Raw genomic sequence first — 21,478 nt, forward strand, 5'->3', positions numbered from 1 at the left:
GGGGGCGGACCTCGCGCTCACGATCGTTTCATCTTCGGGTCCAGCGCATCGCGCAGCCCGTCGCCCATCAGGTTGATCATCAGCACGGTCAGCAGAATGACCAGCCCCGGGAAGGTGACCGCCCAGTAGGCGCTCCCCATGAACTCGCGCGCATTGGCCAGCATCGCGCCCCACTCGGGGGTCGGCGGCTGCACGCCCATGCCCAGAAAGCCCAGCGCGGCGATATCCAGGATCGCGGTGGAGAACGACAGCGTTGCCTGTACGATCAGCGGCGCCATGCAGTTGGGCAGCAGGGTGTTGAACATCAGACGCATATGGCCGGCCCCGGCCAGGCGGCTGGCGGTGACGTACTCGCGGCTCTTCTCGCCGATCACCGCCGCGCGCGTCAGGCGCACGAAGTAGGGCAGCTGTACCAGGGCGATGGCGATCATCGCGCTGGTCAGCCCCGGGCTCAGGATCGCCACCAGGCCCAGCGCCAGCAGCAGGCTGGGGAAAGCCAGCACCACGTCCATCACGCGGGTGATCACGGTCTCGACCCAGCCGCGGAAGTAGCCCGCCAGCAGCCCCAGGAAGATGCCGCCACACATCGAGATCAGCACCACCATGGCGCTGATCGAGAGCGAGTAGCGGGCGCCATAGATCAGCCGCGAGAGAATGTCGCGGCCCACCGCATCGGTGCCCAGCAGATAGCGCCAGCTGCCCTCGGCGTGCCACACCGGCGGCACCAGCAGCGCCGAGCGGTCCTGCAGTGCCGGATCGTGGGGCGCCACCCAGGGCGCCAGCAGCGCCACCAGAAAGATCAGCGCAATGAAGATCAGCCCGACCAGGGCGCCGCGGCTGGCGCTGAAATCCTTCCAGAAGCCGCCCAACTGATGGCGAAACGTCCCGGGCGCGGCAGGGGTAGAAATTGCAGCCATTTTTGGGTCCTCAATGACGGATGCGCGGATTAATGACCCCATAGGCGAGATCGACCAGCAGATTGACGATCATCACGATGAACGCGATCAGCACCAGACCGCCCTGCACCGAGGGGTAGTCGCGCCGCGAGATCGCATCGATCATCCACTTGCCGATGCCCGGCCACGAGAAGATCGTCTCGGTCAGGATCGCCCCGGCCAGCAGCAGCCCCACCTGCAGCCCGATCACCGTGACCACCGAGATCAGCGCATTGCGCAGGGTGTGCACCATGATCACGCGGTAGCTGGAGAGCCCCTTGGCCCGCGCCGTGCGCACGTAGTCCTCGCCCAGCACTTCGAGCATCGAGGAGCGGGTCTGGCGCGCGATCACCGCCAACGGAATGGTGCCGAGCACGATGGCGGGCAGGATCAGATGGTGCAGCGCGGAGAGGAAGGCGCCCCAGTCGCCGGCGAGCAGGGTGTCGATGGTCATGAAACCGGTGACCGGCTCGATGAAGTACATGAAGGAGATGCGCCCGGAGACCGGGGTCCAGCCGAGGGTGCCGGAGAAGAACATGATCAGCAAAAGGCCCCACCAGAAGATCGGCATCGAATAGCCGGTCAGGCTGATGCCGACCACGGTGTGGTCGAGCGTCTTGCCACGGCGGATCGCCGCCAGCACCCCGGCCGGCAGGCCGATGATCACGGCGAAGGCGAGCGCGAACAGCGACAGCTCCATGGTCGCCGGGAAGCGGCTGAAGAACTCGCCGACCACCGGCGAGTGGGTGACCAGAGAGTTGCCCAGGTCACCGTGCAAGAGCCCCTTGAGGAACTCCCAGTACTGCACCGGCAGCGGCCGGTCGAAGCCGAACTGCGCCTGTAGCTGGGCGTAGCGCTCGGCGGAGATGCCGCGCTCGCCCGCCATCAGCAGGATCGGATCGCCCGGCAGCAGACGAATGAAGGCGAACGCCACGATGGTGACGCCGATGAAGGTCGGCACCAGCTGCGCCAGCTTGACCAGAATGAACTTGAACATAGTGAGGGTCTGACTAGTCATGCGCGGGCACGGAGCAGCCGCCAGGCTGCCCCGTGCACCACGAAGGGAGGGAGTTACTCTTGGATATCGACGCCTTCGAAGCTATGCAGACCCAGCGGATTGATCACGTAGCCGGTGACCTCCTTGCGGATCGGCATGAACACCGTCGAGTGGGCCAGGGTGTCCCACGGCGCCTGCTGCTTGAAGATCACCTGCGCCTTCTCGTAGAGCTTGGCGCGTTCGGCCTGATCGCTCAGCGTACGCGCCTGCTGGATCAGATCGTCGAACGGCTTGTAGCACCACTGCGAACGGTTGGCACCGCCGACACCGGCACAGCTCAACAGGGTCCCCATGAAGTTGTCCGGATCGCCGTTGTCACCGGTCCAGCCCAGGATCACCGCGCCCTTGCGGTCGACCGCGGAGGCGCGCTTGAGATACTCGCCCCACTCGTAGGTGACGATATTGACGTCGACCCCGACCTTGGCCAGATCCGCCTGCATCAGCTCGGCGGTGCGCCGCGCGTTGGGCATGTAGGGACGCTGGACCGGCATCGCCCAGATGTCCATCTTCAGGTTCTTGACCCCGGCGTCGGCGAGCATCTGCTTGGCCTTCTCGGGGTCGTAGGGGTCATCCTTGACGGCGTCGTTGTAGCTCCACATGGTCGGCGGAATCGGGTTCTTGGCCACTTCCCCCGCGCCCTGGAACACCGCGTCGATGATCGCCTGCTTGTTGATCGCCATATTGAGCGCGCGGCGCACTTCCGGCTGGTCGAACGGCTTCTCCTGGGTGTTGTAGGCCAGATACGCCACGTTGAGTCCCGGCTCCTGCAGCACCTGGATGGCGTCGTTCTGCTTCATCGCCTTGACGTCGGACGGGTTGGGGAACGGCATCACCTGGCACTCGCCGGCCATCAGCTTCTGGTAGCGCACCTGGGCATCCGGGGTGATGGCGAAGACCAGATTGTCGATCGGCTGCTTGCCGCGGAAGTAGTCCGGGTTGGCCTGATAGCGGATCGCCGCGTCTTCACGATAAGCGACGAACTGGAACGGGCCGGTACCGATCGGCTGCTGGTTGGCCTGCTGCGGCTTGCCCTCGTCGATCAGCTGCTGTTCGTACTCCTGGGAGTGGATCGACGCGAAGGGCATCGCCAGGTTGGCCAGGAACGGCGCATTGGGCTCGGTCAGCACGAACTTGACGGTGTGCTCGTCGACCTTCTCGATCGACTTGATCAGCTCACCCATCGACATCGCGTTGAAGTACTCGAAGTTGCCGTTGGCGAGCTTGTAGTAGGGGTTGCCCTTGTCCATCTGGCGCTCGAAGCTCCAGATGACGTCGTCGGCGTTGAGCGGCCGGCTGGGGGTGAAGAAGTCGGTGGTCTGGAACTTGACGTCATCGCGCAGGTGGAAGGTCACGCTCAGGCCATCGTCGGAGACTTCCCAGCTCTTGGCGATGGCCGGCTCCAGCTCGGTGGTGCCCGGCTTGAACTGCACCAGCATGTTGAACACCGTCTCGCTGGTCGCATCGAAGGTGGTGCTGGTGGTGTAGATCGCGGGGTCGAAGCCCTCCGGCGAGCCTTCGGAGCAGTAGACCAGCGTCTTGGCCATGACCGGGGTCGCGCCCATCATCATGGCCGCCACACCGGCGGCCAGCAGCGTCTTTTTCATTGGAGATTCTCCTGCACAGCGGTCGCTGTCATTGTCTTTGTCGGCTTGTGGCCGTTTATCGTTGTCGCCTTGCCCGCTGACGGCTCGGCCCAGCGGGCAGTCGCCTGAGGTTAGTTCGTCGGTTAGCGTTTAATCAATTGTCCGATAGCGTGAGACATGGTGCTTGCGCTAACGGCGCAATATGGTTATAGCCCAAAACTCTAAGCGCGCCGTCTCGACAAGCCGCCTCAACGCGCCGCCTGCCCCGCGGCCTGGGTGGCGAGGAACGTCGGGGGCTGCGCGGCCACGGCCAGCATACCGATCAACGTTCCCGTTTAGCCGGTCAATTCAAGCGAGCAGGTAGCGCAGGGGAAAACGAGAGCATTACCGGAGGGAGGGGTAGGGAAGCAGAGCGCTGGCGCCGGGAGGCTCCGGCGCCAGCCATTCAGTGCTCTAGCGCCTCGACCAGGCACAGCAGCGCCATGGACTGGCCGTAGGCGGTGGGATGGAGGGGAATCTCGCGATAGAAATCGAGCGTATGGCCCATGCGCGTGCCATAGGAGACGTTCGCCAGTTGGCCATCCGCGCCGATGTTCGAGACCACCGCCGCCAGCGCCCGCTGCCCGGCCTGTGCCCAGCGCGCATTGCCGTAGCCCAGCCTCGCGCCTTTCAAGAAGGCATAGCCGAATGCCGCAGTAGCAGACATCTCTTCGTAGGCGGTGGGGTCGTCGATCAACGTGCGCCAGGCGCCGCTGGGGCACTGGTAGTCGATCAGGGTCTCCATCTGCGCGCGCAGCACCCAAGTGAAGTAGCGCTCGAGAGCCGGCGGCAGGTCGGCCATGTCGAGAAAATCCAGCAGACCGGCGGAGATCCACGAGTTGCCGCGGGCCCAGCGGGCACGTGCGAAGTTGTGATGACCATCGAAGGTCCAACCATGGAACCACAGCCCGCTCTCGCGCTCGCTCAGATAGTGGGTGTGCAACAAGAACTGCAGGTTGGCCTCTTCGACCAGCGCCTCGCGTCCGGCGGCACGGCCGTAGTGCGCCAGGAACAGCGCGACCATGAACAGGGTATCGTCCCACAGCTCGTCATCATTGATCTTGTCCGAGACATCGTGCTGGAAGCCGCCGCTACGGGTACGCGGCAGTGTCGCCATGAGCTGGTCCGCCCAACCATCCAGCACCGCCTTCCAGCGCGCCTCGCGGGTCTCGGCCCAGAGCACCGACAGCGCCAGCATGGGTGCCGTGGTATTGACATTGAGCGGCGGCAGCCCGCGCTCGAGCTGGCGCTCGTACCAGCCCTCCAGCAGTTGACGCAGGGCGTCGTCACCGCTGCGCTGCCACAACCTGACGACACCATAGAGACCGACCCCCTGGGGCCACTCCCAGCTGTCGAAGCTGACATAGTCGCCGGCTGAACCATCCAGGTTCGGTTCGTGAAAGCGGCCATCGTGGCGCAACTCGGTCAGGCCTTGGATCACACGATCGATCTGCCGCTCGAGCGACGCCTGGGAAAGGTCTTGAGATGCATTCATCAAGCAACCGTCCTGTTCACTTAGTAGCGATTTTTCAAGTGGTAGCGCATGGGCACGTCGTGGCGTGCCCTGGTTACCGCCGGCGCGCTCAGGGCGCGAGCAGCTGGCGCAGCAGCGCCCCGGTCGCGGGGTCCTGGCGGTAGTCGTCGATGAGCGGCTGCACTGCCTCGCGGAAAGGTCCCTGCTCCGGGCGGTTGATCTTGACGCCCATGGCGCGGGCGTCACTCAGCGCCTGGCGCGTGGCAGCGTCCCACAGCCGCCGATAGGACTGTGTGGCATGAGCCGCCGCGTCACGCACGATCTGCTGCTGCGCCGGGGTCAGCTTGTCCATGGCACGGTTGGAGATGACCAGGAAATCGGGAATGCGCTGATGCTCGTCGAGTGAGTAGTACTTCGCCACCTCACCATGCTTGCCGATGGTCAGCGCGGTGGGGTTGTTCTCGGCCCCATCGATGACCCCCGACTGCAGTGCGGTGTAAACCTCGCCGTAGGGCAGCGGTGTGGGAATGCCGCCCATCAGTTCGACCATGCGGATGGAGGTGTTGGAGTTGATCACCCGCAGCTTCAGCCCCTGCAGGTCCTTGGGAGACTCGATCGGCCTGGGAACGGTGTAGAAGGAACGCGCACCGCTATCGAAAAAGGTCAGCCCCTGAAAGCCCTTACTGCGGGTCGCCTGATACACCGAAGCGACGGCATTTCCCCGCATTTTGGCGTAGAAATCCTGCTCGTCCTTGAAGATGTAGGGCAGGGAAAAGACCCGAAACAGGGGGTCGAAGTTCTCCAGACTGGCGGCGCTGACCCGGGTGATATCCACGGCGCCATTCTGCAACTGTTCGAGCGCTTCTCGTTCGGAACCCAGCACGCCATTGACGAACAGTTTGATCGATACCTCGCCGTCCGTCTTGTCACGTATTTCATCGGCGAACTGCTGTAAGACCACGCTGCTGGGATGGTCCTGAGACAGGGTATTGGCCAGTCTCATGCGAACGCTGGCATCGGCACTCACGCTACCGAACAAGACAACAGATAGAGCAACAATCCACTTGAGAAAGTGATGCATGACATCCTCCTGGCAGTATTCATGCGGAGGATGTTTTGGCGTTATCGAGGCTATCCACCGCAGACCAGAAAGAGTCTATCCCTCGATGAAAACCAATATCTATATGAAAAAAAATTTCATATCTTGCACTTTGGTCCCAACGATTTCGACGCGATGCTCTGCCATCGCCGCCCGCTACGCTGGCCCACGGGAGCCCGAAAACGCCCCCGACGACGCGCGTTCGACGAGGACGCACCCCAACTCGACGCGGCGCGCGGTGTAACTCTCATCGAGCACGTGCTCCCGCATGAGATTGACCGCCGCCCGGCCAATATCGCGCATGGGCACATGCATGGAGGTGAGCGCAGGCGTCAGGAACTCGCCCTGGGGCAGCCCGTCGATGCCCACCACGGAGACATCCTGCGGGACACGCAGCCCTTGCGAACGAAGTTCCATCACGACACCGATCGCCAGGCTGTCGCCGGCGCACAGCACCGCGCTGAAATCGTCACCCCGCGCCAGCCTGGCGGCGATACCGGCACGCGCCGCCTCGGGTGTCCACTCATCGACCTCGACGATGAGCTCGGCGTGGGCGGCGGCAACCTCTTCCGGCAGCGAATCTAGCCACCCCTCGCGGCGACGCGCGATGGTGCGGCGTCCGGGATTGGTACAGAACAGAATGCGGCGATGCCCCAGCTCGACCAGATACTGGGTCGCCGCTGCCGCCGCCGAGCGGTTGTGAGGTGCCACGCTGGAGAGGCGCATCAAGGGGTCGTCGCCGTTGACCAGCACGATGGGCTTGCCCAGCGTCCGCGCCTGGGCCAGCACCACCTCGTCGTCCACCGCCAGGAACAGCATGCCGGCCACTTCCGGCGACGCGGCAGCCGCCTCGAGCAGCGCCAGCTCGCTGTCGCGGTCGGGCGCACTCTGCATCTCGAGGGTCAGATCGAGCAGCCGCGCCTGGGCCTGGATGCCGTAGAGCACGTGGGTGGTGAACTGATTGCGCTGGTAATCCACCACCGAGCGCGCGCTCGCCAGCACGACGATGCGCTGGCCGGCCAGGGTGCTCGGCTGCTGATAGTTGAGCTCACGCGCGGTGGCCAGAATGCGTTCGCGCAGATCGGCACGCACGCCGGGTGTTCCCGAAATGGCGCGCGAAGCGGTGCTGATGGATACCTGGCAGTGGGCTGCCACGTCGGCGAGCGTCAGCCGTCTCCCCTTGTTCTTCATCGCCTCTCTCCCTGTTCGCCGTCACGCTATGACCATTGTATAAATAATGAAATTTTTTTTCATATTGCAAACAAAAATGGCGTCATTCACGCTTTGTCATCGCCACGGTTTCGTACCACTCGACAATAAACGTCCCTGACGGCGAAAACCTCCGATGGAGCTTTATCATGCTGTCGTTAAAACGCTGGCTGGAAAGAGCACTACTGTTTTCGATTTCGACAATGCTGGTCATCATGGTGTGTCTGATGCTGTGGCAGGTCATTACCCGCTATTTGCTCGGCGTACCGGCCATCTACACCGAAGAGACACTGCGTTTCTTGATGATCTGGATGGCATTGATCGGCTCCGCTTACTGTTTCAGCACCCATCAACACCTCTCTCTGGACCTGATCCCCGCGCGACTTTCCCACGCTTTCGCCAGAGTGCTTTACCTGATCAATTCGCTGATCGTGCTCGGCTTCGCCGTGATCGTACTGCTGCTCGCCGGCTGGCAGACCAGTCTTTCCAACCTGGACCAGGTCTCTCCCATTCTTCAGATTCCGATGGGCTACGTGTACTTGATTCTGCCGCTATCAGCCGTACTCATCATCGCACTCCAGCTCGCCAATCTCTGGCTGGTCTTGGGCAACCGCCTGCCTCTCCCGTATGGCGCCGCTGGCGACGGGGAGGCGTGACATGACGTTCTATCTGGATTTCATGGCCGATCCGCTGCACGCCACCTGGGTCCTGTTCGGGCTGTTCGCTCTGCTGCTGGCCATCGGCACGCCGATTTCGCTGTCGATCATCGTGGCGTCGATGCTGGTGGGCGTGGCGTATCTGCCGGCGGACACCATGCTGTTCGTGTCGACCCAGAAGATGTTCTCAGGCCTCGACAGCTTCACCCTGCTGGCGATCCCCTTTTTCATTCTCGCCGGGGACATCATGAACAAGGGCGGCATCGCCATTCGCCTGATCGACCTGGCGCGCCTTATCGGCGGCCGTTTACCCGGTGCGCTGGCGCATACCAACGTGATCGCCAACATGCTCTTCGGCGCCATCTCGGGCTCATCGATCGCCGCCGCCGCGGCCGTCGGCGGCACCATGGGTCCGCTGCAGCGGCAGGCGGGCTATGCCCCCAGCTACAGCGCGGCGGTCAATATCGCCTCCGCCCCCACCGGTATCCTGATTCCGCCCAGCGGGCCGCTGATCCTGTTCTCGCTGGTCTCCGGCGGCACCTCGATCTCGGCGCTGTTCGTTGCCGGCTACCTGCCGGGGCTGCTCATGGGCCTGACCGTGATGCTGGTCGCGGGTGTGATCGCCAGACGCCGCGGCTATCGCAGCAGCCTGAACGCCACGCCGGACGAAGCCCTGCGCATCGTACTGCGTGCCCTGCCGGCGCTGTGCCTGGTCGTGGTGGTGATCGGCGGTATCGTACTGGGCGTCTTCACCGCCACCGAGGCGGCGGCGGTCGCGGTGCTCTACGCCCTGGTGCTGTCACTGATCTACCGCATGGCCACGCCGCGCGAATATCTACAGATTCTCAAGCGTTCAGCGGTGCTGACAGCGTCGATCCTGTTTCTGATCGCCGCCTCCGGGGTGATGTCCTACGTGATGACGATCGCCGGCATCCCCGACCTGATCGCCGAGGCGGTGCTGAGCGTCGACAACCTGATCGCGGTCTTCCTGATCATGAATCTGTGCCTGCTGGTCATCGGCTTCTTCATCGATCTGACCCCGGCGGTCCTGATCTTCACGCCGATCTTTCTGCCCATCGCCCAGCAGATGGGCATGGACCCGGTGCAGTTCGGCATCATGCTGATCTTCAATCTCGGGGTCGGCTCCATCACTCCGCCGGTCGGCAGCGTACTGTTCGTGGGCTGCTCGGTATCGGGCCTGCGCATCGACCAGGTCATCCGCCCGATTCTGCCCTTCTTCCTGGCGCTGGTACTGGCTCTGGCGCTGGTCACCTACGTGCCCTGGCTATCACTGGGGCTGCCACGCCTGTTCGGCCTCATGTAGCCGGCGAGTCGCGCTTAACCATTCCAACCCAGACCCCGGACGGGGCTGAGTCAGCCTCATCGACCGATACGGAGAGAACGCTATGTCACGCTTTTCACTCGCGGGGCGCAACGCCTTGATCACCGGCGCCAATACCGGCATCGGCCGGGCCATCGCCATCGCCATGGCCGAAGCCGGCGCCAGCGTGGTCTGCGCGGGGCGACGCTCGACGCAGGAGACGGTCGAGGCGATTACCGCGCGCGGCGGTAGCGCCAGCGCGCTGACACTGGATTTCGCCGACCCCATGGCTGCCACCGAGCTGTTCACCGAGACCAAATTCGACGTGCTGGTCAACAATGCCGGTACCATCCGGCGTGCCGACGCCGTCGACTTCACCGAAGCGGACTGGGACGCGGTGATCGACGTCAATCTCAAGGCGCTTTTCTTCACCTCCCAGGCCTTCGCCAAGGCCATCCTCGCCCGCGGCGACCACGGCAAGATCGTCAATATCGCCTCCCTGCTCAGCTTTCAGGGCGGCATTCGCGTGCCCTCCTATACCGCGTCCAAGCACGGCGTGGCGGGCTTGACCAAGCTGCTGGCCAACGAATGGGCGGCCCGGGGCATCAACGTCAACGCCATCGCGCCGGGCTACATCGCCACCAACAACACCGAAGCGCTGCGTGACGACCCCGAGCGCTCGGCCGCGATCCTCGCCCGTATCCCAGCCGGACGCTGGGGGGAACCAGACGACATCGCCGATAGCGCGGTGTTTCTCGCCTCACCGGCTGCCGACTACATCCATGGCGCACTGCTGAATGTGGATGGTGGCTGGCTGGCACGTTGATTGTCTTTTTCACTTCCACTCACTCGGAGAGCATCCATGAGCATGATCAAACGCTACGGCGCCGGACCCGACCAGATCGACACCATGAACACCCAGGCCCTGCGCGAGACCTTCATGGTCGAGGGCCTGTTCAAGGCCGGTGAGATCACCTTCGCCTATACCCATCTGGATCGCATGATCGTCGGCGGTGCCGTGCCGCTGGAGAGCCCGCTGCACTTCGGTGACGGCGGCGATGTCGGCACGCCGCACTTCTTCGACGCGCGCGAGATGGGGATTGCCAACCTGGGCCGGCCGGGCTGGGTCGCGATCGACGGCGAGCGCTACGCGCTGGGCAACCGCGACGTGCTCTACGTCGGCCGCGGGGCGAAGTCCATCGAACTGGGCAGCGACGACGCCGGCAAGCCCGCACGGTTCTACATGAACTCGGTGCCCGCCGGCGCGGACATTGCGCATCGGCTGATTCCGCAATCCGAAGCGAAGGTGATCACCCTGGGCGATGCAGCCAAGAGCAACGCGCGCTCGCTGGCCATGTACGTACACCCCAAGGTGGCGCCCTCCTGCCTGCTGCTGATGGGCATCACCGATCCGGCCCCCGGCTCGCTGTGGAACACCATGCCGCCGCACCTGCACGAGCGCCGCATGGAGGCCTACTGCTATTTCGACCTGGCCGACGAGGATCGCGTGATGCACTTCATGGGGCGCCCCGACAATACCCGGCACCTGGTGGTGGCCAACGGCGACGTGGTGCTGTCGCCGGCGTGGTCGATCCACATGGGCGCCGGTACCGGCCCTTACGCTTTCGTCTGGGGCATGACCGGCGAGAACCAAGCCTATGAAGACGTCGACCCCGTTGCCATCGAGAGCCTGCGCTGATGACCCTGCGAACTGGAGAGCCGTTGACCTACTGGCAGGTACTGCCGCTGGTAGAAGAGGCCTACGACGTGCCCGACACGACCATGGAGGGTGAGATGGATTCCACCTTCTTCCTGACCAAGGAGAAGAACTGGATTCCGCACACCTACCCCTGCCGGACCGCCTATATCGCCGAGCGACGTGACCGACCGCTCGACCCACAGACGCTGCCCGACTGGCGGGCGGCACGCAACGTGCTGCCGATGGGCTCACCGTGGCTGGACCTCTCGGGCTTCTGGTTCCGCGCCACGCGCATCCAGGGCTGGGCACGTACCACGATTCGCGCCCAGCAGGCCGGCAAGGCGCGCCTGCGCGCGGGGATCTGCGGCGCGGTGCAGCTCTACGTCAACGGCGACAGCGCCGGTTGGCTGTCGCCGGCGACCCGCAACGCCATGGCCGAGACAGAATTCGAAGCCGAATTGCAAGCGGGCGATAACGACATCGTTTTCCAGTTCGAGGACCTGTGCGAACGCGATGCGGTGATTCGTCTCTCGCTGGTGTGGCTAGACGGGCCCGATGCCCGCGCCGGCTACCCCTTCACCGCCGCCCCCGAGACGGTGCGCGAGGTAGAGAGCGCACTCAGCGCCATGCACCTAGACCGTGCCGTCTACGACGGCGAGGCGGTCGAACTGGTCTGCCCTCAGCCGTTCACGCGGCCCGTGACGGCCAGCGTGGAGATCGCCGGGCATTTCATGTCCCACGGCAAGCGCCGGATGACGCTCGAGATCCCCGCCGGGGCGCAGCGAGTACGTCTGTGCGACTCCCGTGAACTGCCCGCCGACTACCGCTATTTCGATATCGCGTTCGACTACGAAGGCTTCGTCACCGAGCTGCGACTGGGAGCGGAGATCACCCAGCGCACCGCGCTGGGCGCGCCCGCCGAGACGCTGAGCGAGCGCATCGACGAGACGCTGGCCTGGATCGCCGCCAACGCCGAGTCGGACACCGAGCGTGCCCTGGCCTGTCTCGATGCCGGCAGCGAGGAGATGCGCGCCACTGCCGAGCGCATCATCGAAGCAGAGCTGCCCGCCATCGAGCAGTGCTACGACTGTGCCGACTTCTCGCTGGTGCCGCTGCTGTGGGCGCGCATCCAGCATGGGCACCGGCTGTCGCCGGCGTTGGTGGCACGCCTCGATGCCGCCATCCTCGACTACCGCTACTGGATGGACGAGCCGGGCAACGACGTGCAGTGGTACTTCTCCGAGAACCACGCCCTGCTCTTCCATACCGCCTGCTACCTGGCCGGCCATCTGCACCCGCAAGCGCGCTTCCGGCGCTCGGGACGCACCGGTACCGAGCAGCGCGAGACAGGTCGGCAGCGGCTGATGGCGTGGTTCGATCACTTCGAGCGCGCGGAGATGGCCGAATTCAACTCCGCGCCCTATTTCCCGATCGACCTCAAGGGATTCACCGCGATTCACGCCCTCGGCCCCGACGCCGAGCTACGCCAGCGCGCGGCGCGTGCGATCGAGCGGCTGGTCACGATCGTCGCCAACTCGGCGCATCAGGGGGTTCTCACCGGCGCCCAGGGGCGCAGCTACCAGCACTCGCTGTGTGTTGCCGACACCCTGGAACTGACCGGCCTGGCGCGTCTGCTGTGGCGTAAAGGCGGTTTCGGCGCCCACGTTCACTGCCTGGCGCAGCTGGCGCTGTGTCTGCGCGATCACGGCCTGTGCTTGCCCGAGACGCTTGCGCCGCGCGCCTGCTGGCAGGCCGACGAGGGCCAGGAGTGGGTCTATCGTCAGGGCGAGCACGGTTTCGCCCGGCTCTACCACTACAAGACCCGCGACACCGCCATGGGCAGCACGGTGCGCTATCGCTGGTACGAATGGGGCTATCAGGAAACCCTGCTGCAGGGGCGGATCGGCCACGAGCCGCACGCCCAGCTCTGGATCAATCATCCCGGCGAGCGGGTCCAGGCGGGTTTCGGCCGGCCCTCGTTCTGGGGCGGCTCGGCCAGCATTCCCCGCGTCCAGCAGTACCGCCAGTTGGCGTTGGTGATGTTCGACGGCGACGACACCCAGCCCGATTTCACCCACTGCTGGTTCCCCACCCCCGCGTTCGACGAATGGCGGCTCAACGCGCGTGGCGCCGTGGCCCGCTCGGGCGATGGCGTCCTCGCGCTGACCACCAGCGACACACCCGAGCTGATGACACGCGGCGCCTCGGCCCATCACGAGCTGCGCGTTCCCGGACGCCAGAGCTGGTGGGTCCTGCGCCTGGGACGGCACACCCCAGCCGGGAACTTTCTCTCGCGCTATCAGCTCATCCCCGAGCGCGAGCGCGATGTCTGGGTCATCCATGACCCGGACTACGGCCGTGTGCGTTTCCACGATGACGGCCGGGTGGAAGCCGAGGGGCGCCTCATCGACCCCGACGCTTTCACGCTGGCGGGCCAGCGCGAACGACTCGCCGACTAGCCCGCCCCCTCCTCGGAGAGCGTGTTCCCAAGAGCGCCGCAGGCGCTCACGGGCACGCTCGTCCTGACAAACCCCATAACGCCAGCAATAAAAAGGGTTCAAGACATGACAACGACAAAGACTACTTGGCCACTCATCACTTCTTGGCCACTCATCACTTCACTGCCCATGGCACTGGCGCTGGGCGGTGTCGCGCCGGCGCAAGCTGACGAGGCCGAGCTGGCCGCGCGCCTGGCGGCACTCGAAGCGCGCGTGACCGCCGCCGAAGAACGCGCCCAGCAGGCCGAAGCGCAGGTGGCACGGCTCACTGCCGAGCGCACGCCCGAGACCACGCCATCGTCCGCGACGCCCCGCCAGACCGGACGCGAAGCCCCTGCGCAGGCCACGGCCCACACAGGCAAGGGGTCGAGCGCCGAGATCGAGGCACGCCTGGCCGCGCTGGAAGAGAGATCGGCCCGACCGGACGACTTCGAGTTCAGTGTCTACGCGCGTTCGGGGCTGCTGCTCGGCGACCAGGGCAAGAGCCTCCCCGGTGGCCCCTATGTTACGCCGGCAGGCTCCGTCGGCGGTGCCGTGGGCCGGCTCGGCAACGAGCCCGACACCTACGTCCACGCCCGCTTCAACCATCTCACGACCTACGATAACGGCGCCAAGCAGCGCTTCCAGTTCGCCCTGGCTGATTCGGTCACCACCAGCAACGACTGGACCGCCGCCGAGTCCAGCCTCAATGTGCGCCAGGTGTTCGTCGAACTCTCCGAGCTGCCCAGTTTCCGCGGCACCGCGTTCGAGAACGCCACGCTGTGGGCCGGCAAGCGTCTCGACCGCAACAACTTCGACGTCCACTGGATCGACAGCGACGTGGTCAAGCTGGCCGGCGTCGGCGGTGGGGTCTACGACGTCGCGCTGGGCGACGACTGGCGAGGCAACTTCAGCCTCTACGGGCGCAGTTTCGACAACTTCAGCGTCAACCCGGAGAACACCCAACTCAGCGCCGATACCGACAGCCTGATACTGACCGCCAACAACTACATCGGCCCCTGGCAGGTCATGCTCAGCGCCCTCTCCGCCAACGACAACGACCAGCGCGTGGTCCCCGGGAACGGCCGGGCCGCGGACAGCGGGGTTCATGGCATGCTGGCCTACCGCGGCGACAGCTTCTTCGGCCTCGGCGAAGGCACCTTCATGGCCGCGCTGCTGCATGGCGAAGGCCTGGGTGCCGAAGTCAAGCAGATCGGCGCCAACGGCGAGCTGCTCGACGATGCCAGCGCCACCCGCCTGGCGGTCTACGGCACCACCTACCTGGCCCCCTACTGGCGTATCGCACCGTCGCTTTTGACCGAGGTCAGCCATGACCGCTTCGTCCGCGGCGACGACTACTTCTGGGCCACACTCAACGCGCGCCTGGCCAACGAGATCACCGAGAACTTCGAGATGCAGTACGAGGCCAGCTTCCAGACCATGGACCTCGACCCCCAGGGCTACAAGGGGCGGCGTCAGGTCCAGGGCGACTTCGGCAAGCTGACCATCGCCCCGACCTTCAAGCCGGCGGTGGGTGGCTTCTTCCAGCGCCCCGAGCTGCGCCTGTTCGCCTCCTACACCGCGTGGGATCACGAGCTCAACGACTTTGCCAGCGACGACGCGTTCGGCGAACAGGGTTACAGCGGCGGTCAATGGAGCTTCGGCGTGCAGGCCGAGACTTGGTTCTGAGACCGATTTCCTAGCCCGACATGGGCGTTGGCGCACCGGAGGAGGATAATGGCCGCGCCGATCATGCGGACTGACGGCACCCGTCGTGGGTGCCTGTACAGCATGACGGGCGGTGTTATGATCGAGAATCATTTTTGTTCGCCCGCGGATTCTCCCTCCATGCCCTGCCGCTACCCGTCATGACCACCGCCGCTGTCGCCTCTTCCAGCAGCGCCGATCGCTACCTTGCCCGGCGCCGACGCCACTATGTGCTGATCGCGGTGACCGCCGTGCTCACCTGCGTGTCGCTGCTCGCCGATGTCGCCATCGGCCCCGGACACTATCCGCTGCCGGCGGTGGTGGCGGCGATCGTCTCCCCCGACAGCGCGCCGACCACGCTGGCGATCGTGGTGTGGGAGATCCGCCTACCGGTGGCGCTGATGGCCGTGGTGGTGGGTCTGGCCCTGGCCAGTGCCGGGGCCGAGATGCAGACCATCCTCGACAACCCCCTGGCCGACCCCTTCACCCTCGGGATCTCCGCCGCCGCCAGCTTCGGCGCGGCGCTGGCGATCGTGCTCGGCGTCGGTGTGCTGCCCGGCGGCGAGGCGCTGCTGACCACGCTCAACGCCTTCGTCATGGCGATGCTCGCATCACTGCTGATCTGGCTGGTCAGCCGGCTGCGCGGGGTCAGCGTGCAGACCATGGTGCTGATGGGCATTGCGCTGATGTTCTTCTTCAACGCCCTGCTCGGCATCCTGCAGTACGTCGCCTCGGCGCAGTCGCTGCAGCAGCTGGTGTTCTGGTCGCTGGGCTCGCTGTCACGCACCAGTTGGCCCAAGGTGGGCATCATTGCCGCCGCGCTGGCACTCACGCTGCCGGTCTTCTTCATCGCCGGCTGGCGCCTGACCGCGCTGCGCATGGGCGAGCTGCAGGCCCGCGCCATGGGCATCGATGTCGCCAGGCTGCGGCTGCTGATGCTGCTGTGCTGTTCGCTGCTCGCCGCCACCGCGGTCGCCTTCGTCGGCACCATCGGCTTCATCGGGCTGGTCGGGCCGCATATCGCGCGGCTGCTGGTGGGTGAGGATCAGCGCGTCTTCCTGCCGCTTTCGGCGCTGGTGGGGGCGCTACTGATGTCGCTGACATCGATCGCCTCCAAGACCCTGATCCCCGGGGTACTGCTGCCGATCGGCATTCTCACTGCGCTGATCGGGCTGCCGTTCTTCGTCTCGCTGATCATCAAGAGCCGGCGCGAGGTGTGGGGATGACGCTGACGATCGAGTCTCTGTCGGTGACACTGGGGCGCACGCCGGTGCTGCAGGGGGTCACCGGGCTGCGCGCCGCCCCGGGCGAGGTGACCGCGCTGATCGGCCCCAACGGCGCCGGCAAGTCGACCCTGCTCAAGGCGATCGCCGGGCTGGTGCGCTACCACGGCCAGGTGCATCTCGCGGCGCAGGATCTGGCCGGGCTCGCCCACGCCGAGCGCGCGCGCCGGGTCTACTATCTGCCCCAGGAGAGCACCACCCGGGCCGCGCTGAGCGTGTTCGAGGCGGTGCTGCTGGCGCGGCGCACCACCCATCCGGCATGCGGTCGCGACGACCTGGCGCGGGTCGAACGCCTGTTGCACACCCTGGCGCTGACGCCGCTGGCCGAGCGCGATCTGGGCCAGCTCTCCGGCGGCCAGCGCCAGCGCGTGGCGATCGCCCAGGCGATCGTGCGCGAACCGCAGGTGCTGATGCTCGACGAACCAACCAGCGCTCTCGACCTGCACCACCAGTTGCAGGTGCTGGCGTGGCTGCAGGCTACCGCCCGCGAGCAGCACATCGCTGTGATCATCGCCATCCACGACCTCAGCCTCGCCGCGCGCTTCGCCGACCAGCTATGGATGCTGGGGGCCGGCGGCCGGGTGTGCGCCACCGGCTCACCGCGGGAGGTGCTCACCGCCGCCCGGCTGCGCGAGGTCTACGCCATCCATGCCCACGTAGAGTGGCCGGCGGACGAACCACCCCGGGTGACACCGCTGGCGGCGCTGAACGCGCTCGGCGGCGTCGATCCGTAAGCGCCAGGATGGCGGGCGCGGACACGTCGGTGCTGTGGTACGAAGACCTTGTAATGCGACGATGTTGTGATGCGAAGAAGACGTTGCATTGACCACTGCTTGTTTTCACCATCGAAAACAACTCCCTCTCCAACAAAACCCTTCATAACCCCCTGTTTTCATAAATTTACCGATATAACACCAGTCCATTCACATAATCCTAAGACCTTTGTCGCACATCCATGATGTTCGTTTTCGCGCAATAATGCCCTCAAACGAAACATCAGAGAGCGAACTCGAACATGAGTAGCGACACTTACGACCTGATTGTCATCGGCGGCGGCATCAACGGCGCCGGCATTGCCCGCGACGCGGCGGGCCGGGGGCTGTCGGTACTGCTGGTCGAGGCCGACGATCTCGCCAGCCATACCTCCTCGGCTTCCACCAAGCTGATCCATGGCGGCCTGCGCTATCTGGAGCAGTACGAATTCAAGCTCGTGGCCAAGGCGCTCTCCGAGCGGGAAGTCCTGCTCAAGATGGCGCCCCATATCATCTGGCCGATGCGCTTCGTGCTTCCCCACCAGAAGCATCTGCGTCCGGCGTGGATGATCCGCACCGGCCTGTTCCTGTATGACCACCTCGGCGGCAAACAGACCCTGGCGAACTCCCACGGGGTCAAGTTCTCAGACCATCCGGCCGGCGCACCGCTGAAAGCGGAGTTCACCAAAGGCTTCGTCTATTCGGATGCCTGGGTCCAGGATGCCCGGCTGGTGGTTCTCAACTGCATGGATGCGGCCAGCCGCGGGGCGCGCATCATGACCCGCACCCGGGCCGAGACGGCGACACGCAGCGCCGATGGCTGGCAGGTGACGCTCAAGACCGCCGAGGGCGAGACCAGCGAGGTTCACGCGCGGGGGCTGGTCAATGCGGCGGGGCCCTGGGCGGTGCGCTTCCTGGACGATATCGCCTCACAGAACCACTCCTATGCGCTGCGCCTGATCAAGGGCAGCCATATCGTGGTCGAGCGTCTGTTCGCGCACGACTACGCCTATATCTTCCAGCAGCCGGATGGCCGCATCGTCTTCGCCATCCCCTATGAGCGCGACTTCACCCTGATCGGCACGACCGATGTCGAACATCAGGGCGCGCCGGGCAAGGTGGCGATCGACGCCGACGAAATCGCCTACCTCTGCGAGGCCATCAACCGCTACTTCGAGCGCCCGATCGGCCCTGACGACGTGGTCTGGAGCTACTCCGGCGTGCGCCCGCTGCTCGACGATCACGAAGACAACGCCAGCGAGATCACCCGCGACTACCGCATCCAGCTCGATACGCGCGGCGGCGCACCGCTGCTCAATATCTTCGGCGGCAAGCTGACGACCTATCGCCGGCTCGCCGAGGATGCCGTCGACCAGCTGGCGCCGGCGCTCGGCCACCGCGAGAAGGCCTGGACCCACAGCGGCCATCCGCTGCCCGGCGGCGATGACGCCGATCCGCAGCAGCTGGTCGCATCGCTGCAGAGCCGCTACCCCTTCGTGCCATCGCCGATGGCCACGCGCCTGGTGTTCAACTACGGCACTCGGGCGCTGACGATCCTGGGCCAGGCCGAGGGGCTGGCCGATCTCGGCGAACACTTCGGCGCCGATCTCTACGCCGCCGAGATCGACTACCTGCGCGCACACGAATGGGCGCGCACCGCAGAAGACATCCTCTGGCGCCGCACCAAGCTCGTCCTGCGTCTCGATGACCGCGAGCAGCGCCGACTCGCCGATTATCTCGCAGCATCCGCTGCCAATATGGAGGAGAAAAAAGCGTAAGCGTTCACCCAATCATGCTCCGGCCATCGGCTTCACGATCAACCCGTCACCGCCGTTCAGGTTCTTTCGGAGCTCACCACCGCTAGACGAATATCACGGGAGTCAATATGGGAGTCTTAGGAAAGATAGTGCTGCACGAGATTGCCGGTACGGCCTGCATGACGCTGCTCGGCTGCGGCGTGGTCGCCAACGTGCTGCTCAAGAAGACCGGTGGTCACAACGGTGGCCCACTCTTGATCTTTTTCGGCTGGGGGCTCGCGGTCTATTGCGGCGTGTGGATCGCGTTCGATACCGGCGCTCATCTCAACCCGGCGATCACCCTCGCGCTGTGGCTGGGCCCGGCCACCGAGTACGCCAAGGGCATTCCCATCACCCTGGACAATACCCTGGCCTATTTCACCGGCGAGTTCGTAGGCGCCTGGCTGGGTGCGATGCTCTGTTACCTCTGCTACAAGAAGCAGTACGACGACACCGAGGACGCCACCACCATTCTGGCCACTTTTTCGACCATCCCCACGATCCGCTCGCGCTTCTGGAACTGCGTGAGCGAAGCCATCGGCACCTTCGTGCTGGTGTTCGTCGTCATCATGTTCGGCCATACGCCCAACGGGCTCGGCCCCTTGGCCGTGGCACTGCTGGTGGTCGCGATCGGCGCCTCGCTGGGCGGGCCCACGGGCTATGCGATCAACCCCGCCCGCGATATGGGGCCGCGGCTGGCGCACGCCATGCTGCCCATTCAACACAAGGGAGCCAACGACTGGGGCTACGCGTGGGTGCCCTTCGTCGGCCCGATCATCGGCAGCAGCCTGGCTGCCCTCGTCGCAACGGTCTATTGAGCTGCAGTCGGCTCTACAAAGACACACCATTCGGAAGGAGCGTTCTCCCATGAGTGACAAGAAGAAATACATCCTCGCCATCGACCAGGGCACCACCAGTTCGCGGGCCATGCTGTTCGATCATAAGGGCAAGATCGCCGGCATGGCCCAGCGCGAGTTCGAGCAGATCTTCCCGCGGCCGGGCTGGGTCGAGCACAACCCGCGCGACATCATGACCAGCGTGCTGACCACCCTGACCGAGGTGATCAACAACTCCCAGGTCAATGTCGAGGAGATCGCCGGCATCGGCATCACCAACCAGCGCGAGACCACGGTGATCTGGGACAAGCACACCGGCCAGCCGGTCTACAACGCGATCGTCTGGCAGTCGCGTCACTCGGCCGAGATCTGCGACGAGCTGCGCGAAGCGGGGCATGCCGACAAGGTTCGTGACAAGACCGGCCTGGTGATCGATGCCTACTTCTCGGGCACCAAGATCAAGTGGATCCTGGATAACGTCGACGGCGTCCGGGAGAAGGCCGAGAAAGGCGACCTGCTGTTCGGCACCATGGACTCCTGGCTGATCTGGAACCTGACCGGCGGTGCCGAGCATGTCACCGACGTGACCAACGCCTCGCGCACGCTGATGTTCAATATCCGCGAGCGCCGCTGGGACCCGGAACTGCTGGAGATGCTCGGCGTGCCGGAATCGATGCTGCCCGAGGTCAAATCCTCCAGCGAGATCTACGGCTACATGCTGCCCAAGTTCCTGTTCGGCACCAAGCTGCCGATCGCGGGCATCGCCGGCGACCAGCAGGCGGCGCTGTTCGGCCAGGCGTGCTTCAAGCCCGGCATGGCCAAGAACACCTACGGCACCGGCTGCTTCACGCTGATGAATACCGGCACCGAGGCGACGATCTCGGACAACGGCCTGCTCACCACCATTGCCTGGGAGATCGACGGCGAGGTCGAGTACGCGCTGGAGGGTGCCATCTTCGTCGCCGGTTCGGTGGTGCAGTGGCTGCGCGACGGGCTGCGCATGCTGGGCAAGGCCTCCGACTCCGAAGCCTACGCCGAACGTGCCGGCGACAGCGAGGGCGTCTACCTGGTGCCCGCCTTCACCGGCCTCGGCGCGCCCTACTGGAACTCCAATGTGCGTGGCGCCATGTTCGGGCTGTCGCGCGGTACCAGCAAGGAGCAGTTCATCCGCGCCGCGCTCGAATCGATGGCCTACCAGACCGCCGACGTGCTCACGGCGATGCAGGCCGACGCGGGTATCGATCTGACCGAGCTGCGCGCCGACGGCGGTGCCATCGCCAACAACTTCCTGGCCCAGTTCCAGGCCGATATCCTGGGAGTCGACGTGCTGCGCAGCGAGATCAGCGAGACCACCGCACTCGGCGCGGCCTATCTCGCCGGGCTGGCCCTCGGCTTCTGGGAGTCCCGCGAGCAGATCTCCGAGCAGTGGGCGATCGAACGCCGCTTCGAGCCGGGCATGCGCCAGGATCGTCGCGATGCGCTCTACGACGGCTGGAAGCGAGCGGTGCAGGCGACCATGGCGTTCCAGGTCGCCTCTTAGGCGCTCGCCCGCCCA

At 65.1% G+C, this 21,478-nt stretch carries 17 protein-coding genes; 11 read left to right on the forward strand and 6 right to left on the reverse strand.

Features of this window, described 5'->3' with window-relative positions:
* Positions 1-17 precede the first annotated feature (17 nt).
* The 6 genes from ABV408_RS18180 to ABV408_RS18205 form a co-directional block, all read right to left on the reverse strand.
* Positions 18-917 (reverse strand): ABC transporter permease subunit, encoded by a 900-nt coding sequence (locus ABV408_RS18180; protein ID WP_353980283.1) that lies wholly within the window; start codon positions 915-917, stop codon positions 18-20.
* A gap of 10 nt (positions 918-927) precedes the next feature.
* A complete protein-coding gene (locus ABV408_RS18185; RefSeq protein ID WP_035472694.1) occupies positions 928-1,932 on the reverse strand; it encodes an ABC transporter permease subunit in 1,005 nt (334 codons plus the stop codon).
* Between the two features lie 74 nt (positions 1,933-2,006).
* The gene (locus ABV408_RS18190) at positions 2,007-3,596 is read right to left on the reverse strand and encodes an ABC transporter substrate-binding protein (RefSeq protein WP_353980284.1); all 1,590 of its coding nucleotides are present in this window, start codon (positions 3,594-3,596) and stop codon (positions 2,007-2,009) included.
* A gap of 424 nt (positions 3,597-4,020) precedes the next feature.
* Entirely contained in the window at positions 4,021-5,109 is a 1,089-nt protein-coding gene (locus tag ABV408_RS18195) for a glycoside hydrolase family 88 protein (protein ID WP_353980285.1), read from the reverse strand.
* Positions 5,110-5,197: 88 nt separating this feature from the next.
* On the reverse strand, positions 5,198-6,169 hold the full coding sequence (locus tag ABV408_RS18200) for a TRAP transporter substrate-binding protein (protein ID WP_353980286.1): 972 nt from the start codon (positions 6,167-6,169) through the stop codon (positions 5,198-5,200).
* Positions 6,170-6,343: 174 nt separating this feature from the next.
* Complete coding sequence (locus ABV408_RS18205) at positions 6,344-7,378, reverse strand: LacI family DNA-binding transcriptional regulator (RefSeq protein ID WP_353980287.1); 1,035 nt, start codon at positions 7,376-7,378, stop codon at positions 6,344-6,346.
* A 167-nt stretch (positions 7,379-7,545) separates the two neighbouring features.
* Between ABV408_RS18205 and ABV408_RS18210 the strand changes: the two genes are divergently transcribed.
* The 11 genes from ABV408_RS18210 (at position 7,546) to glpK (ending at position 21,463) form a co-directional block, all read left to right on the forward strand.
* A complete protein-coding gene (locus ABV408_RS18210; RefSeq protein ID WP_353980288.1) occupies positions 7,546-8,052 on the forward strand; it encodes a TRAP transporter small permease in 507 nt (168 codons plus the stop codon).
* A 1-nt stretch (position 8,053) separates the two neighbouring features.
* The gene (locus ABV408_RS18215) at positions 8,054-9,376 is read left to right on the forward strand and encodes a TRAP transporter large permease (RefSeq protein ID WP_405049920.1); all 1,323 of its coding nucleotides are present in this window, start codon (positions 8,054-8,056) and stop codon (positions 9,374-9,376) included.
* Between the two features lie 82 nt (positions 9,377-9,458).
* Entirely contained in the window at positions 9,459-10,199 is a 741-nt protein-coding gene (gene kduD / locus ABV408_RS18220) for a 2-dehydro-3-deoxy-D-gluconate 5-dehydrogenase KduD (RefSeq protein ID WP_353980289.1), read from the forward strand.
* A 36-nt stretch (positions 10,200-10,235) separates the two neighbouring features.
* Entirely contained in the window at positions 10,236-11,072 is an 837-nt protein-coding gene (gene kduI / locus ABV408_RS18225) for a 5-dehydro-4-deoxy-D-glucuronate isomerase (protein WP_353980290.1), read from the forward strand.
* Positions 11,072-13,531, forward strand: a complete 2,460-nt coding sequence (locus ABV408_RS18230) for a hypothetical protein (RefSeq protein ID WP_353980291.1) — start codon at positions 11,072-11,074, stop codon at positions 13,529-13,531. The genes kduI and ABV408_RS18230 overlap by 1 nt, the downstream gene beginning before the upstream one ends.
* Before the next feature lie 168 nt (positions 13,532-13,699).
* A complete protein-coding gene (locus tag ABV408_RS18235; RefSeq protein WP_353980292.1) occupies positions 13,700-15,238 on the forward strand; it encodes a carbohydrate porin in 1,539 nt (512 codons plus the stop codon).
* 179 nt (positions 15,239-15,417) lie between these two features.
* Complete coding sequence (locus ABV408_RS18240; protein WP_353980293.1) at positions 15,418-16,482, forward strand: iron ABC transporter permease; 1,065 nt, start codon at positions 15,418-15,420, stop codon at positions 16,480-16,482.
* On the forward strand, positions 16,479-17,273 hold the full coding sequence (locus tag ABV408_RS18245) for an ABC transporter ATP-binding protein (RefSeq protein WP_353980294.1): 795 nt from the start codon (positions 16,479-16,481) through the stop codon (positions 17,271-17,273). The genes ABV408_RS18240 and ABV408_RS18245 overlap by 4 nt, the downstream gene beginning before the upstream one ends.
* Positions 17,274-17,554: 281 nt before the next feature.
* A complete protein-coding gene (gene glpD, locus ABV408_RS18250; RefSeq protein WP_353980295.1) occupies positions 17,555-19,069 on the forward strand; it encodes a glycerol-3-phosphate dehydrogenase in 1,515 nt (504 codons plus the stop codon).
* A 128-nt stretch (positions 19,070-19,197) separates the two neighbouring features.
* Complete coding sequence (locus tag ABV408_RS18255; protein WP_353980296.1) at positions 19,198-19,905, forward strand: MIP/aquaporin family protein; 708 nt, start codon at positions 19,198-19,200, stop codon at positions 19,903-19,905.
* A gap of 49 nt (positions 19,906-19,954) precedes the next feature.
* A complete protein-coding gene (gene glpK / locus ABV408_RS18260) occupies positions 19,955-21,463 on the forward strand; it encodes a glycerol kinase GlpK (RefSeq protein ID WP_353980297.1) in 1,509 nt (502 codons plus the stop codon).
* Positions 21,464-21,478: the final 15 nt, after the last annotated feature.

It is taken from the genome of Salinicola endophyticus (genome assembly GCF_040536835.1).
Lineage (GTDB): Bacteria > Pseudomonadota > Gammaproteobacteria > Pseudomonadales > Halomonadaceae > Salinicola > Salinicola endophyticus_A.